This window comes from Thiorhodovibrio litoralis, from assembly GCF_033954455.1.
Lineage (GTDB): Bacteria > Pseudomonadota > Gammaproteobacteria > Chromatiales > Chromatiaceae > Thiorhodovibrio > Thiorhodovibrio litoralis.
The window spans coordinates 274,418-289,558 of the sequence record NZ_CP121473.1; the positions used below are offsets into that span (position 1 = coordinate 274,418).

Annotated in this window: 15 protein-coding genes and 1 tRNA gene; 8 read left to right on the forward strand and 8 right to left on the reverse strand. The window is 63.1% G+C overall.

All coding sequences use genetic code 11. From position 1 onward, the window contains the following. Positions 1-41: 41 nt before the first annotated feature. Together prlC and Thiosp_RS01305 are read right to left on the reverse strand one after the other, a co-directional pair. Entirely contained in the window at positions 42-2,108 is a 2,067-nt protein-coding gene (gene prlC, locus Thiosp_RS01300) for an oligopeptidase A (RefSeq protein WP_201069116.1), read from the reverse strand. Between the two features lie 152 nt (positions 2,109-2,260). Further along, positions 2,261-2,932 (reverse strand): CNP1-like family protein, encoded by a 672-nt coding sequence (locus Thiosp_RS01305; RefSeq protein WP_201069115.1) that lies wholly within the window; start codon positions 2,930-2,932, stop codon positions 2,261-2,263. Positions 2,933-3,136: 204 nt separating this feature from the next. On the opposite strand from Thiosp_RS01305, the gene Thiosp_RS01310 reads away from it, so the two are divergent. Genes Thiosp_RS01310 through Thiosp_RS01325 form a run of 4 tightly spaced genes read left to right on the forward strand, consistent with a single transcriptional unit; the run spans position 3,137 to position 6,174 of the window. After that, positions 3,137-3,691: a gamma carbonic anhydrase family protein gene (locus Thiosp_RS01310; RefSeq protein WP_201069113.1), complete on the forward strand. Its 555-nt coding sequence runs from the start codon at positions 3,137-3,139 to the stop codon at positions 3,689-3,691. After that, complete coding sequence (locus Thiosp_RS01315) at positions 3,684-4,409, forward strand: SCO family protein (protein WP_201069111.1); 726 nt, start codon at positions 3,684-3,686, stop codon at positions 4,407-4,409. The genes Thiosp_RS01310 and Thiosp_RS01315 overlap by 8 nt, the downstream gene beginning before the upstream one ends. Positions 4,410-4,430: 21 nt before the next feature. Further along, positions 4,431-4,859, forward strand: a complete 429-nt coding sequence (locus tag Thiosp_RS01320) for a secondary thiamine-phosphate synthase enzyme YjbQ (RefSeq protein WP_201069109.1) — start codon at positions 4,431-4,433, stop codon at positions 4,857-4,859. A 4-nt stretch (positions 4,860-4,863) separates the two neighbouring features. Further along, positions 4,864-6,174, forward strand: coding sequence for a RuBisCO large subunit C-terminal-like domain-containing protein (locus tag Thiosp_RS01325; RefSeq protein ID WP_201069107.1), 1,311 nt, complete (start codon positions 4,864-4,866; stop codon positions 6,172-6,174). Between the two features lie 58 nt (positions 6,175-6,232). Here the strand turns inward: Thiosp_RS01325 and Thiosp_RS01330 are convergent, their stop codons facing one another. The 5 genes from Thiosp_RS01330 to Thiosp_RS01350 all read right to left on the reverse strand — a co-directional run bounded on the left by Thiosp_RS01330 (position 6,233) and on the right by Thiosp_RS01350 (position 12,366). Continuing rightward, positions 6,233-6,505: an oxidative damage protection protein gene (locus Thiosp_RS01330; RefSeq protein ID WP_201069105.1), complete on the reverse strand. Its 273-nt coding sequence runs from the start codon at positions 6,503-6,505 to the stop codon at positions 6,233-6,235. 178 nt (positions 6,506-6,683) lie between these two features. Beyond that, positions 6,684-7,781: an A/G-specific adenine glycosylase gene (gene mutY, locus Thiosp_RS01335; RefSeq protein ID WP_201069103.1), complete on the reverse strand. Its 1,098-nt coding sequence runs from the start codon at positions 7,779-7,781 to the stop codon at positions 6,684-6,686. A 14-nt stretch (positions 7,782-7,795) separates the two neighbouring features. Further along, positions 7,796-10,135 (reverse strand): AsmA family protein, encoded by a 2,340-nt coding sequence (locus Thiosp_RS01340; protein WP_201069101.1) that lies wholly within the window; start codon positions 10,133-10,135, stop codon positions 7,796-7,798. Between the two features lie 131 nt (positions 10,136-10,266). Next, positions 10,267-10,340 (reverse strand) — tRNA-Gly (locus Thiosp_RS01345). Between the two features lie 202 nt (positions 10,341-10,542). After that, a complete protein-coding gene (locus Thiosp_RS01350) occupies positions 10,543-12,366 on the reverse strand; it encodes an AMP-dependent synthetase/ligase (protein WP_201069099.1) in 1,824 nt (607 codons plus the stop codon). A gap of 107 nt (positions 12,367-12,473) precedes the next feature. Between Thiosp_RS01350 and thiS the strand changes: the two genes are divergently transcribed. Next, positions 12,474-12,674: a sulfur carrier protein ThiS gene (gene thiS, locus Thiosp_RS01355; protein ID WP_201069097.1), complete on the forward strand. Its 201-nt coding sequence runs from the start codon at positions 12,474-12,476 to the stop codon at positions 12,672-12,674. Between the two features lie 13 nt (positions 12,675-12,687). On the opposite strand, the gene Thiosp_RS01360 is transcribed toward thiS, so the two are convergent. Continuing rightward, on the reverse strand, positions 12,688-13,095 hold the full coding sequence (locus tag Thiosp_RS01360) for a globin domain-containing protein (RefSeq protein WP_201069095.1): 408 nt from the start codon (positions 13,093-13,095) through the stop codon (positions 12,688-12,690). Positions 13,096-13,307: 212 nt separating this feature from the next. On the opposite strand from Thiosp_RS01360, the gene djlA reads away from it, so the two are divergent. The 3 genes from djlA (at position 13,308) to Thiosp_RS01375 (ending at position 15,117) form a co-directional block, all read left to right on the forward strand. Beyond that, the gene (djlA, locus tag Thiosp_RS01365) at positions 13,308-14,126 is read left to right on the forward strand and encodes a co-chaperone DjlA (protein WP_201069094.1); all 819 of its coding nucleotides are present in this window, start codon (positions 13,308-13,310) and stop codon (positions 14,124-14,126) included. Between the two features lie 116 nt (positions 14,127-14,242). Continuing rightward, on the forward strand, positions 14,243-14,473 hold the full coding sequence (locus Thiosp_RS01370) for a DUF350 domain-containing protein (RefSeq protein ID WP_201069093.1): 231 nt from the start codon (positions 14,243-14,245) through the stop codon (positions 14,471-14,473). Beyond that, the gene (locus Thiosp_RS01375) at positions 14,473-15,117 is read left to right on the forward strand and encodes a transglycosylase SLT domain-containing protein (RefSeq protein WP_201069092.1); all 645 of its coding nucleotides are present in this window, start codon (positions 14,473-14,475) and stop codon (positions 15,115-15,117) included. The genes Thiosp_RS01370 and Thiosp_RS01375 overlap by 1 nt, the downstream gene beginning before the upstream one ends. The last annotated feature ends 24 nt before the right edge of the window (positions 15,118-15,141 follow it).

Here is a 15,141-nt window from a genome sequence, read left to right on the forward strand (position 1 = left end):
ATCTTTAGGTATCCCGGCACCGCCCCACAGGGATTGAGTATTCAATAGCTGCCAGCGGTTGGTTGCGCCTCTGGCACTGGCGGGCTGATGCCGCTATGACGCAGCAAAGCATCCGTGGTCGGTTCGCGCCCGCGAAAGGCGATGAACAGGTCCATGGCCTCGGCCGCACCGCCTTTCTCAAGGACGTTTTCCCGGAAAGAGCGGCCGGTGTCGGCATCGAAAATGCCGCGTTCTTCGAACAGCGAGAAGGCGTCGGCTGACAGCACCTCGGCCCATTTGTAGCTGTAGTAGCCGGCTGCATAGCCGCCGGCGAAGATGTGCGAGAAGCCGTGGGCGAAGCGGTTGAAGGCTGGTGGTTTCATCACCGCGACTTGGTCGCGCACCTGATCAAGAATTTGCCCGATGCGCGCGCCGGCAGCCGGGTCGAACTCGCTGTGCAGGCGGAAGTCGAAGAGCGCGAACTCGAGCTGACGCACCATCTGCATCGCCGACTGAAAATTGCGCGCCGCGCGCATGCGCTCAAACAAATCATCCGGCAGCGGCTCGCCGGTCTCGACATGACCTGAGATCAGGTCCAGGGACTCACGCTCCCAGCACCAGTTTTCCATGAACTGACTCGGCAGCTCGACGGCGTCCCAGGGTACATTGTTGATGCCGGCGACGGCCGGGTAGTCGATGCGGGTCAGCATGTGGTGCAGCCCGTGGCCGAACTCATGAAACAGCGTCAGCACCTCTTGGTGGGTCAGCAGTGCCGGCTTGCCGTCGACCGGCGGGGAGAAGTTGCACACCAGATAGGCGACCGGAATTTGTCGGTGGCCGTTGCTCCAGTAGCGGTTGGCATAGACGTCCATCCAGGCACCGCCACGCTTTTTCTGGCGCGCGAAGGGGTCGAGATAGAACTGGGCGCGCAGTTCGCCGTCGCTGTCGTGAATCTGGTAGAAGCGCACATCCGGATGCCAGAGCCCGGGGGCTTCGGCCTCGCTGATGCGCACGTCGAACAGTCGCCGCGCGGTCTCGAACAGGCCGGGCAGCACCCGGGTGATGGGGAAATAGGGCCTGAGCTCCTCCTGGCTGATGGTGTATTTGTGCTGCCGCAGCTGTTCGGAGAAGTAGGCGACATCCCAGGGCTCGAGCGCCTGATGGCCAAGCTCGGAGGCGGCATAGGCGCGGACTTCCTCCAACTCGGCGCGGGCACGCGCGACCGAGTGCGCGGCAAGATCGGTGAGAAACTCCATCACCTCCAAGGTGGAACGCGCCATCTTGGGTGCCAGAGATAGCTCGGCATAGTTGGCGAAGCCGAGCAGTTGTGCCTGCTCATGCCGCAAGGCGAGGATTTCTTCCATCAGCGGTCCGTTGTCCCAGCGCCCGGCATGCGGGCCCTGATCCGATGCCCGGGTGCTGTAGGCCTCATAGAGCTCGCGGCGCAGCTCGGCGTCCTTGGCATACATCATCACCGGCAGGTAGGAGGGCATGTCGAGCGTCAGCACCCAGCCGTCGATGTCGCGCTCGCGCGCCTGCTGGCCGGCTAGTGCCAGGGCGGACTCGGGCAGTCCGGCGAGCGCGTCTTCGTTGGTGATCTGCTTGTGCCAGGCGTTGGTGGCGTCGAGCAGGTTCTCCTCGTACTGGCTGGTCAGGCGCGTCATGCGCTGATTGATCTCGCGAAAGCGGGCCTTCTTGTCCTCTGGCAGGTCGACGCCGGAGAGGCGAAACCCGCGAATGCCGTGCTCGAGCATCTTGCGCTGGGCGGCGTCGAGGCCAGGCTCGCGGGCAACCCTTTCATACCCGCGCAGCAGGTCCGGGTTCTGCCCGACCTCGGTGCCATATTCGCTGAGCTTGGGCAGCCCGGCGTTGTAGGCCTCGCGCAGCGCCTCGGAATTCATCACCGCGTTCAGGTGGCTGACTGGCGACCAGCTGAGGCTGAGACGCTCATCGGCCGCTTCGACCGCCTCGATGAAGCTCTCCCAGGTGGCCTTGTCCGGATCGCGGGTGACGGCGGCGATGGTCGCGCGGCACTCGGCCAGACGCTTGTCCAGTGCCGGGTCGATGTGCTCGGGGCGTATGGCGGCGAACTCAGGCAGGGGTTGATCGGTCAGAAGCGGATTGGTCATTGGCTGTGAGGAATCTTCGGGTCAAATTGTTGGGCTTTGGAGCTAGCGTGCGTCTGCAACTTGGCAATGGTGGCGTTTCGGTGCGAGCGCAATAGGCGCAATGGGTGCAGAACGGAGCGGATGCGCAGCGGCTGGCAGCGTGTCGCGGCTGGCTACTCCATCAGAAAACCGGTGTTTTCGGTGCCGCTCACGCGGCCATTGCGCAGCAGTCGCACCTGCGCCTTTTTTGGCCGGGCGGCAAATTTGCGCGGAACGCACAGGTAGTGCCGCCAGAGTTCTTCGCGCACTGGGTCGGTACCTCGACGGTCGATACCCAACCACTGCGCAGCCAGCCCTGCGGACTCGAAACGATTTTGCTGGCCATAGGCATAGATGCGATATTCACCGTGCGGCGTGCAGCGCAATCCCTCAAACGAGAGATTGCGGGCGCCGGAAGCGGACTCGGCGACCAGGGTGTAGCGCACCACACCGTCGGCGCCGGTGTTGAGGCTGCGCGCGTCAATGAAGTAATCGAAGGGCGTATCGGGGTTGTCGAGCCGCACTGGGATCAGGTCCTGCTCGAGCGGCCAGGCAGGGAGATTGAATCGACCTTCCTTCCAGGACTCGGCGTCGCGCACGCTGTCGGGGGTATCCGGCTCTGCGTCATTGACGAACATGTTCTCCTGTGCTGACACTGTGGCGCACAGGCTCAAACCCAGTCCCAGTCCTAGTCCCAGTGCCAGCCGGGCCAGTCGCAGCAAAGCAAAGCGGGGCCTGCTGCGATGATGCTCACTGGTGCAGCGCGAGGCGGTTATCCAGGCATGCAAATCGATCGAACTGTACATAGCGCATTACTCTCCCGCAAAATTATCCCGCAAACAGTTTCCAAGATTTCCGGTCAAGAATTCTCCTCCCAAGAGTTCCACCAATGAGTTCCACAAGAAGTCCCGCCAAGAATTTCCCATAGAAAAGGCCGCTCTCGCCAAGCCGGCGGAGCATCGTGCTAGCATAGCCGCTGCGATGCATAGGGCCAAATAGCAGGAGTAGCGATGAATAACGTCCGCAGCTATCAGGGTATGGAGCCACAGATTGCCAACGATGCCTGGGTCGACGAGACAGCCGTGGTTATCGGCAATGTCCGCATCGGGCCTGAGGCATCAGTCTGGCCGCAGAGCGTGTTGCGCGGTGATATTCATCGCATCGAAATCGGTGCCGGCAGCAACATCCAGGATGGCTGCATTCTGCATGTGTCGCACGATAGCCGCTTTCTGCCCGGCGGTGCGCCGACCATCGTGCGCGACAAGGTCACCGTGGGGCATCAGGCGGTGCTGCATGGCTGCGAAGTGCAGGATCATTGCTTGATCGGCATCGGTGCCAAGGTGCTCGACCGCTCGGTGCTCAAGCCCTACTGCATGCTCGGCGCCGGTGCCCTGGTGCCACCCGGCAAAGTGCTCGAGGGCGGCTATCTGTACGTCGGCGCGCCGGCGCGCCGCGAGCGTAAGCTGACGGATCTGGAACTGGAATACCTCGCCTATTCCGCCGAGCACTATATTCAGCTTGCCGTGAAGCATCGCATGACCGTCTCCCTGGGGCTCAATGCCTGAACCCCATTCGGCCCCCCGGCCAGTTCGCAATCCGGTGCGCAAGCCGGCTCCCAATCCGGCCCTCAATCAGGTTCAGGCGGCGCGGTTGGGCAGCCTCTGGTCCCGTCGGCTGTTGCCGCTGACCGCACTGGCGCTCGCGCTCTTGCTCGCCTGGCTGTGGTTCGGCTGGCACCCGCAAGCGCCCTCGCATCAGTTGCGCGACGAGCAAAGGCCGCAGGCGGCAGGCGGCGACTTCGCGCTGCAATCCGCCGCTGGTCCGCTGCACCTTGAGGATTTCCGCGGCAAGCTGGTGCTGCTTTACTTTGGTTACACCGCCTGTCCGGATGTCTGTCCGACCAATCTGGCGATGCTCGGCATGGCCTTGCGCGCGCTCGAGCCCGAGGAGCGCGATCGGGTGCAGGTCATTTTTGTGAGCGTCGACCCTAAGCGCGACGACCTCGCGCATCTGCAAACCTACGCCGCCTATTTCCATCCGGACATCATCGGTGCGACCGGCAGCGATACTGAGCTGCGTGCCCTGGCCGATCGCTATGGCGCAGTCTATCGCGTCAGCGAAGACCCGAGCTCCGCCATGGGCTACCTAATCGACCACTCCGCCAGCACCTATCTGATTGACACCAAAGGCCGCTTGCGCGAGGCGCTTGGCCACGCGACGCCGGCGGAGCAGATAGTCGCCAGGCTGCGGCGGTATCTGGTAGAAAACAGGCTTCCTGGATAAGGCCAATTCGCAGGTAGAACGATGAAAACCGTGTTGGATGAGATCACCCTAGCGACCCATCAACCCATCGAGATCATCGACATCAGCGCGCAACTGCGTGAGTGCTGTGCCCGTTCCGGTATCCGCACGGGCCTGGCTACCCTGATCTCCCGCCATACCACGGCTTACGTCAACTTAAACGAGCGCGAGCCGCAGCTGCAGCTGGATATGCTGGCCTTCCTCAAGCGCTTCATCCCGCGCGACGGCGATTATCGCCACAATGTCGCGCCGGTGGATGATCGCGACAATGCCCATGCGCATCTGCTCGGGTTGTTTATGAACGCGTCCGAGACCATCCCGGTTGTCGATGGCAAGCTGATGCTCGGTGATTGGCAGTCGGTTTTTTTTATCGAGCTCGACGGTCCGCGACCGTCGCGCGCCCTGACGCTGCAGTTTCTCGGGGAGGGTTAACGCCATGAACGCAACCGATGCCCGCGGCTTTTTCGCCTCGGCCGAAGATATTGTTCTCGAAGACCATCTGCTGCTCGATTATGTCTTTGAGTGCCAGGGCGACCCGGAGCTCGCTGCCGCCCACCTTTGTAGTGAGCAATCCACCGCTCAATGGGCGCGCGTGGGCGTCGATGAGGACTACCGCCCGCGTTTCGCAGCCAAGGTGCTGGAACTTGAAATTCAGCCCTCGCCGGCTGGTTGGACTGTGCCGATGCCGGGATTGGGCGAGGGCCCGGTCCATCGCTGTCATGTGCGCATCGCTCACCCGCACGCCAATTTCGGCCCGCGTATCCCCAACCTGCTAAGTGCCGTGCTCGGCGAAGGCGCCTTTTTCGCCCCGGGCATCCCCCTGATTAAGCTGCTCGATATTCATTTCCCGGCATCTTTCCTGAGTGCCTTCGCGGGGCCAAAATTCGGCATCCAGGGTTTGCGCGAGAAGCTTCGGGTATATGATCGACCGATATTTTTTGGCGTGGTCAAGCCCAACATCGGCCTCGCCCCGGAACCTTTCGCCGAGCTTGGCCATCAGGCCTGGTGCGGTGGCCTGGATATCGCCAAGGACGATGAAATGCTGGCCGACACCGATTGGTCACCACTGGCCGAACGGGCGCGATTGCTGGGTGACGCCTGCCGGCGCGCCGAGCAGAGCACTGGGGTGCCGAAAATTTACCTCGCCAATATCACCGACGAGGTGGATCGGCTGATTGCACTGCATGACACCGCCGTCGCTGCCGGCGCGGGCGCGGTGATGCTGAACGCCTGGCCCACGGGTCTGAGTGCCGCGCGCATGCTCGCCCGCCATACCAAAGTGCCTTTGGTGGCGCATTTTCCGGTCATCGCGGCCATGAGCCGTTTACCCTTCTTTGGTGTGCATAGCCGTGTTATCACCAAACTGCAACGCCTGGCCGGATTCGATGTCATCATCATGCCCGGTTTTGGTGAGCGCATGATGACCCCGGCGGAAGAAGTGAGCGCCTGCATCGATGCCTGTCTCGACCCGAGCTTTGGCGCGTTGAAGCCCAGCCTGCCGGTCCCTGGTGGAAGCGACTCGGCGGCGACGCTCGCGGCTGTTCACGCCCAGGTCGGCAGCGCGGATTTTGGCTTCGTTCCCGGCCGCGGCGTCTTTAACCACCCCCAGGGACCGACCGCCGGGGCGAAAAGTCTGCATCAGGCCTGGGAGGCGATTGCCGCCGGCGTGGCCGTGCCTGAGGCCGCTCGTGAGCAGCCTGAACTCAAGGCGGCACTCGAGACATTTGGCGATCTGTCGATCCCTTGACCTGCGCCCTTGGGGCGCACTGACAGCTCCAGGCGATATTCGCTTTGACAGAAATCGCCTAAGTCTTGGGCGGCACATAGCCTTCGGGCACCTCCGCGCCCTCGCCGAAAAAGAACTCTTCCATCTGCTGCTCAAGAAACTTGCGTGCCTTGGGATCCATCGGGCTGAGGCGATTTTCGTTGATCAGCATCGTCTGATGCTTGAGCCATTCGCTCCACGCCTGTTTGGATACCTGATCGAAAATACGCTGCCCGAGCGCACCGGGATAAGGAACACGTTCGAGCCCTTCGGCCTCTTGTCCGAGCTTGATGCATTCAACCATGCGGGCCATAAAATTCTCCATTAGGAAGGTCGCGACCAAAGCCGGTCGCGCTTGGCGGATTCAGTCTGTTTCGTAAACCGGTCTGCACTCGCGGCATAGCAGGCACGCTTATTGACCAGGGCCAACCCAGGCGCCGCGAGCCGGTGCGGTTTGATCCGGCGCCGGCAGCAAGCTGTCACTGCCCGGCTCAAGCGTCTTCGGACAGCTCCAGCAGCAGGCGTTTGAGTGGCGCGGGCACGGCCATTTTGGTTGCCGCCTCAAGGCTCAGCCACACACGGGAATCATCGTCTGCGACCCTGTCGGAAAGGCCCGGAAACCTCAGGCGTACCGGGTGGATATCGAGTGCAAAGTGGGAGAAGGTATGCCGTCTGTCGGCGAGTTTTTCAACCGCAGTGGCCTGGGCACCCAGATGGCGCTCGCACCAGCTGGTGAAATCTTCATCCATTGCCGCCTCCGGCAAGGTCCAGAGTCCACCCCAGATCCCACTGGCGGGGCGTCGCTCGAGCAGAATGTTACCTTGAGCGTCTTGCACCAGCAGCCAGCGGGTCGCGCGTCGCGGTAGCGAGCGCTTGGGCTTGGGCTTGGGATAGCAGCGCACCTGGTCGCTCGCCAAGGCGAGACACTGTCGACTGAGTGGACAGCAAGTGCAACGCGGCGCGCCGCGGGTGCAGAGGGTCGCACCTATATCCATCATCCCTTGGTTGTAGGCGGCGGCGCCGGGCCAGTCGCCGCGAGGACCAAGTCCAACGGCGGCTGCCAGCAGCTCATCCGCCAGCACCCACAGACGGTGTTGGACCGCGCTCTGCCCCGGCCAACCAGATACTGCGAAGCACCTTGCCAGCACCCGTTTGACGTTGCCATCAAGAATCGCATGGGCCTGGCCGCCGGCCAGGGACAACACCGCTCCGGCAGTGGAGCGGCCGATGCCCGGCAGTGCCATCAGGGAGTCGAGTTGTTGGGGGAACTCGCCGCCGTGGCGTTTCTCGATCTCGCGGGCGGCGTGATGAAGATTGCGCGCGCGGGCATAGTAGCCAAGCCCGGCCCAGTGACGCAGCACATCGTCCAAGTCCGCGCGCGCCAGTGCGTGAAGGGTCGGAAAACGCGCGATGAAGCATTCGAAGTACGGGATGACCACGGCAACCTGCGTCTGTTGCAGCATGATCTCCGAGACCCAGACCCGATAAGGTGTGGGCTCGCGTTGCCAGGGGAGGTCCTTGCGGCCGTGCTGGGCGAACCAATCGAGCACTGTGGCCGCGAAGGCATCGGGGAGCCAGGCCGTGGTCATGGCATCACGCGCGCTTAGTCGGTTCCGAGCAATTGGCGCAAGCCTTGCTCCAAACCCTTGATTCCGGTGTGTTCCTCAAGTGCGCGCAGCTTGTCCTGATGCTGTTGCAGCTTGCGCTCGAGCGCGCGCGCTGCGGCCTCGCGCAATGCCGGCCCTGGGTCGAGCGTCACGCGCGGTGCTGTCCACCCGCCCTGAATGCGAAGCGGTAGCTCCAGGCCGCTCAGATCAATGCCATCCGGTTCATTCGCCTTTGGTTGCAAAACGGCGTTCAGATCGAAATCCACTCGTTGGGTGGGCAGCTCAACAAGGCCGGTGCCAGAGATGGCCACCTGCGGCGAACGAGCGAGGATGTCCTGACTGCGAAACAATCCCAATCCCGATCCCCCCTGAAAGCTCGCGCTCATCTCGGTGAAGACATCGAGTTGGGGCAACTCAGCCAGGGTTGCGGGAAGATTCAGGCCTTTCGCGCGGAGCAATTTGTCCAGCGCGATGCCTTCCACTCGCACATCGCGCAGCAGCAGGGCGGCATCGCCGCCCAGGCTGTGGCTGATTTGAGCCCAGTCGCCGCCGGTGGCGGTCAACTCGAGCCCAATCTCGGCCGCGCCGCTTGCCGACAGCTCGGTGCGCAAATCGTTCAGCAGGGGGCCAATTTGCACGCCTTCACCTTTCGCCAGCAGCTTGAGCGCTGGTGCCTTCGCGCCGACGGGCGTCAGCTCCAGATAGCCGCCGATGCGCCCGGCGTAGAAATCCGGAGCGGAAAAGTCCGTGGTCAGGTGCAGGTTCTGAAGCCGTGGTTTCAATTCAATCGGGCCGGCGTTCAGCTTGAAGATGCCAAATTGCTGGACTTCGATTTCACCCGATGCTCGCAGCGCAGACCAGAAGGGGCTGGACGACGCGGCGGCTTGCGTGGCGGGCGGTGTTGGCGCCGGCTCTGATGCCGCGAGCGCGCTGACTTTAAGCAATCGACCGTCTGGGGGGAGGTCATGGGCGGTCCGCGCGCTCGCGGTGAGACTTAGCTCGTCATCTGCGCGTGATGCTGAGGTTGTCGCAGACCTTGCCGCCAGATGTGCGACATCCCCACTTGGCAGGTAGCGGTCGAGGTTCAGTTGGTCCATTGACAGACTGAACAGGGCCGTCGGCTGGGCGCCAAAACCGAGCGAAGCGCGACCCTGGGCCTCGGTGTCATCAAGCTTTAGCCGGAGGGACTCCACGCGAAGGGCGCGTGGGCTCAAATGAAAATCAAGACGCGCCGCGAGCGAGCGAAAGCCTTGGTCGGTCGCGGTCAGCGTGGCTGGAACCTGGTCGAGCTCGCCGTTTTCAATCCAGGCGCGCGGATCGAAGGGGTCGATCCTGAGCTGCCCGGATGCTGTGGGCAAACCTTGTTCCAGAGCGGTGGAGAGCTGTCCGTGAAAACGCAGCCCGAGCATCAGCGCCTGCATGTTCTCGAGTTTTGCCAGACCTGCGCGACGATCGAGACGCAGGTCGCCCGTGAGCTCGGCCGCTGGGCCATGCAGGTCGAGGTTCGCGCGACGCAACCGCAGGGCGCCGATTTTGAGGCGCGCGTCCGACAGCTCAAGGATGTCGGGATCACTAACCGGCGCAAGGCTAGAGGTCAGTTCCATCCGCGCCGACCAGTCCGCGTCGAACCCAGGCAGGCCGCCGAGCAACAGCCCGCGCGCATGCACCTGTGTCGCCGCCGATTCTTCCCCGGGGCCATCCTCGGGTTCCCCTTTGAGTCCAGGTCCAGGATCAAGCCCAGGCCCAACCAAGGGCAAGGGCCCGATCTTTAAGGACAACTCCGTGACCTGAAGATCCTGTCGCGTCGCGCCGTCTTTTCCCACAGCGCTCAGGCTAAGTTGGCCGCCATCGATCGCAAGCTCGCGCAGGCGCGGGCCGGTGGCGTTGCTCGCTCCAACCAGCTCGACCTTGGCCTGTGCCATGTCAAAGGCGATCACTCGCGGATTTACCGTCGTGGCGGGGTTGGGTGTGCTGTTGAGTTCGCCGGTCAGACCCAGCGCCGTGGCGCTCGCTGGCTGCAACTCGGCGCTGAGTAAGGAGCCCCAACGAAAGGCGATCAGCACTTCACGCGCATGCAACCGCGGCCGTTGCGGGTGGTCCGCCGGCGCTTGCATGGTTACCTGCCCCAGGCTGATCTCCGGCAGGGGGCGCCAGCGAATGCGCGGGCCCGTGCCGATGGTCCATTGCCAGGCGGTGGCCTGCTCGGCTTGGGCGATCAGGACGTCCCGGATTTGTGGGCGATCAAGCAGATAATCGCCGGCGAAAAAGAGGGTTCCGCCGAGTCCGGCAAGAATGAGAACGACCGCGAGAAGAATTGCTCGTAGCCGTCGGATCATGCTCCCCGACTCCTTTTGCAATTTGCCCTGCTGTTGTTGTCGCAATTCGCGGGGCGGTTTTGGTCGTGATGCGAGCCGTGGTTTCGGCGGCGGATCAGAACCGCGTCTGCCGCCGTCATCGCGGTCGGGAATGGAGCGGGCGATGGGAATCGAACCCACATTGGAGGCTTGGGAAGCCCCTGTTCTACCATTGAACTACGCCCGCATTAAACTGGGCCTGCATTGCACCGAACCTGCATTGTGCCGGGTTCACATGCCTGGGTTCGCATTGGCCTGGGCTGGCATTGAGATGGACCCGCGATGGTGCCGGCACCGGCCAGATGCCTGTCAGGCGATTGTAGGTCCGGGCGAGCAGATCGGCAAGGCAAGATGTTGCCCGCTCAGAACAGACTGAACCGCCAAGCCGTTCAGGCATACATTTGCTCGATGCTGTCGCGATACCTTTCGATGACCCGGTCGCGCTTGATCTTCATCGTCGGCGTCAGTAGCCCGTTGTCGATGGACCAGGGCTCGAGCAACAGGGTGGCGCGGCGGATCTTGGCATAGCCGGGAAAATCTGCCAGCGCCTCGCGCATGCGCGCCAGCATGGCTTTGACCAAGCGTGGCTCGGTCAGACCGGCTGGTTCTTGAGGGTCGACGCCAAACTCCCGCGCCAGCGTTGGCCACAGGTCCGCATTCAGCACAAGCAGGGCGCTCAGAAAGGGTCTGCCTTCGCCGATCACCATGGCTTGCTCGAACATGGGGTCCATACTGATGGCCATCTCCATGTCGGCCGGAGGGATCTTCTCGCCATTGGAAAGCACCAGAATGTCCTTCAGCCGCCCGGTGATCTGAATATGGCGACCGATCAGCCGTGCCTGATCCCCGGTGCGCAGCCAGCCATCGCGGCCCAGCACCCGCGCGGTGGCGGCGTGATTGTTCCAATAGCCGCGCATGACGCCCGGCCCCTTCACCTGCAGTTCATCTTGGTCGCCAATGCGCACCTGCACGCCGCGCAGCGGGATGCCGACGGTCTCGGGACGGTTGTCCTCAAGCGGGTTCACGCTGATCACCGGGCTGGTTTCCGTCAGGCCATAGCCTTGAATCAGCGGCAGTCCCAGCCCGATGAACAGCCGCGCGACATCCGGCGGCAGGGGCGCGCCGCCGCTGACTGCCGCACGGATGCGCCCGCCGAGCCGTTCTAGCACCTTGGTGGCCACCAGACGCTTGAGCAGTGGCCACAGCAGCTGCAGTGGATGCCAGCGCCGGCGCCCCTGTCGGTGCTCGAACACCATCCAGCCGACGCGCGCGGCCAGCGCGAACAACCAGCGCGCCGGTGGTGGGCGATCTTTGAGCTGCTGGCTCAGGCGCTGATAGACGCGCTCGAAGACTCGCGGCACGGCGATGATCACGGTCGGGCGGATGTTCACGAGATCCTCGCCGAGCTGCCCGACCGAGCGTGCGTAGGCGACGGTGGAGCCTGCCATCATCGGCAGATAGTAGCTCGCCATGCGCTCGAGCATGTGCGACAGTGGCAAAAAGGACAGGAAAACGTCCTCCTGATAGACATCCAGCACGGTCAGGGCGCCATGCGCGTTGCTTAGCACATTGCGGTGGGTGAGCATGACGCCCTTGGGCTTGCCGGTGGTGCCGGAGGTATAAACGATGGTCGCCAACTCATCCGGGTCGGCCACGCGCTGGCGCCAGGTCTCCGCCTGCGCGGGTAGCCAGTCAGCGGCGGGCGCCACGCGTGGGTCGCGCTCAGCCTGCGCGCGCGCCTCGGCGGAGGACTCCAGCAGCACCACCCGCGCCGGCCGGCGTGGGTCGGCGATGGCCTCCGCGAGCCGCTTCCAGCGCCCCAGATCCTGGACTAACAGGACCTCAGCTGCGGCATCCTGGAGGATGTAGGCGACATTCTCGGGGCGGTCGTCAGTGTAGAGTGGAACCGTGACCAGGCCGAGCGACAGAGCTGCTTGCTCGAAAATCACCCATTCTGGACAATTACGCAGCAGGATGGCGACGCGGTCGCCAGGCTTCAGCGCCTCACCTGCCAGCGCCTTGCGCCAGCGCGCCACCTCCGCGGCCGTTTGCGCCCAAGTCAGGCTTTGCCAGCCGCCCCGAGTTCGATCAAGCGTACGATCATGCCAGCGATAGGCCTCGCGCTGTGGCGAGCGGTGCAGCCGCTGTAGGAACAACCCATCGAGCGTTACCGCGCGCTCGAGCGGAATGAGATCTTCTGACCATTGCACCATGACGGCCCTCGCGACGTTTTTATCCCAATTCCCGGCCAGCGGCGCCGAGTGCAACGGCGCCATTATCGCGGTTGCTAACGGCGCCAGGGCCGGCTGAGGACATATCTATGCACATCTTTCTTAACGGCGAAAGCCATGAGCTGGACCCGGGAACGACCTTGCAGCGACTGATTGACCAGCAGGGGCTGACCGGCCGGCGACTTGCGATTGAAGTCAACCAGACCCTGGTGCCCCGCAGCCAGTTTGCCGCAAGCGAGCTCGCCGAGGGCGATCGGGTTGAGATCATCCACGCCGTTGGCGGAGGTTGAAGGCTAGTCGACCTCAGCTTGCTCCGCCTTCCATCATCAGTTCGGCCAGTTCATCATAGACCCTGATCCATGCGGTGCGGGTTTCGGCGGTAAAGTCGCTCCCGAGCCGCTCGGCCAGTGTCGTGATCAAGGCCTCGCGCAGTCGTGGAAAATCCTCGTCCTCGACACCATAACCGCTATGGCGCGCGCCCATCATTTTGATCACCCGATCCAGCGCCTGCAGATCGTCGAGTGACTCGACCGCGCGATTGACCATGCGCATCAGCTTGTGGGCCTGCTCGTCCATTTCGCCCTTGAACAGATGGCGCAGGTCCGGGTTGTCGTTGAACATGCGCTGATACAAGGCGGTACCCAGTTGATCGGCTTGCGGTTGGAGTTGCGCCCAGGAAGAGCGCACGAGTGCGATGTCGTCTGATGTCATAATAGGAGTGTCTCCTGTGAGCAAAAGGCCGCGCGGAGCATCGGCGCTAGCGCGTGCCCGGAGTTAGCCGCAATGGCATGGTCCATCGGTCTGCCGGGCAGAGTAGCGGAAATCGCCGCAGTTTATACCTGAGTTGGGGCGAAATTGCTCACCCTGGGTGCGGGGCGTAAAGGGAATCATCGAGATACGAGTCCATGGGCTGGATAGGTAAAGTGATCGGAGGCATCGTCGGGCTGCTTGTCGCGGAGGCACCGGGCGCCGTGCTGGGCGCCATTCTAGGACATGGTTTCGATCATGGCCTGCGCGCGCTAAGGCGCAACGGCTCGCTGTCGCGGAGCGAGCGCGAGCGGGTGCAGACGGCGTTTCGCGCGGTGACCTTCAGCACCATGGGGCATGTGGCCAAGGCCGACGGAAGGGTCTCGGAAGCGGAAATCGCCATGGCCCAGGCCGCCATGAAGCGCCTGCGCTTTTCCGCGGAAAAAAAACGCCAGGCCATCGCCGATTTCAAGCGCGGTAAGTCGCCTGATTTCGTGCTGGCGCAAGCGCTCGGTGCCTTCTGGCGCGATTGCCGGGGCAATCCTATGCTGTTGGAGATGTTTCTGCGTTTCCAGCTACAGGCTGCCTATGCCGACGGGCCGCCCGCCCCGGCGCAACGTCAGCTGCTTAACCAGGTGCGCCGGGCCCTGCGCATCCCCGAGGCGGAGTTTAACCAGCTCGAGCAACGCACGCGCGCCGAGCAGGCAAAGGGCGCGGAGAAAAACGGCACCCGCAACAAGAAGAAATCCAGGCGCCGGCGAACTCCAAGCGAGGCGGCTGACCTGACGCTCGCGCAGTCTTACGCGCTGCTGGGTGTGAAGCCGGGTGATTCGGACCTCGAAATCAAAGGCGCCTACCGTCGCCTGCGCAGTCAGCACCATCCCGACAAGTTGGTGGCCGAGGGTCTGCCGGAGGAGATGCTGAAACTGGCAGCCGAAAAGACCCAGCAGATTCGCCAGGCCTACGAGCGCATCCGCAGCGCCCGCGCGGCTTGACCAAAGTGTCGTCATGGCTAACACTGAAAAGTGCGCGGCGGCCATCTCAGGCGCGCAGCGCGACCAGCCGAACCCTCCTGCAATGACAGGGGTGTGCCAAGACCCGGGAGAAGCTTATGACGGATGCCCTCGATCCAGCCATTCTCAATTTCATTTACGCGTTTTTGGGCGGCGTGATGACGCTGTTTTTCATGTGGCTGGGGTGCAAGCTATTCGGCCATACGGTCAACTTCGACATTCAGGCTGAGTTGGCGCGCGGCAATCAGGCCGTCGGCATGATGATCATGGGCATTTTCATCGGCGTCGGGGTGGCCCTGGGTCTGGTGATCGGCATGGGCCTTAACTGATGGGCTCGTGGCTGGGGCGGCTGGGGTTGCCCGCCATCTGGCTCGCCCTGGCTCCAGCGCTGGCGCTCGCTGGCTTTGGTCTGGGGCATGTGGGCCATGCGCGCTGGACCGACGAATACGACGCGGACTTTCGCAAATACTCCAAACGCTATTTTGGCCCCGGCTTCGACTGGCGCTGGTTCAAATCGCAAGCCATTGCCGAGTCCAATCTGCGCCCCGAGGCCTACAATCCCAGCGGAGCCACCGGGCTGATGCAAATCCTGCCAAGCACTTTCAAGGAGATCCAAGGCAAGAATCCCTCCTTTTCCAGTCTCGCCGAGACGCGCTGGAACATCGCCGCTGGCATCTACTACGACCGCTATCTCTACCAACGCTGGCGCAAGCGCATCGGCGTCAGCGATCAGCACCTGTTCTATACCTTCGCCAGCTATAACGCCGGCTTCGGTCGCGTCAGCAAAGCCTATCGGAAAGCCGGCGGCGACGAGGATGACGCTGTGCTGCCCTGGTACCAGGTAGCGCCCTATGTGCCAGCGGAGACGCGGGAATACGTCAAGAAAATCCACCGCCTCATGCGCCCGGCCTTCACTCGCCAGCCGCGCCGGGAGCCAGAGCCTAAAACCGCAAGCACGGGCAATCCCAACTGAAGCCGATTCGACCCGGCAGCAGCC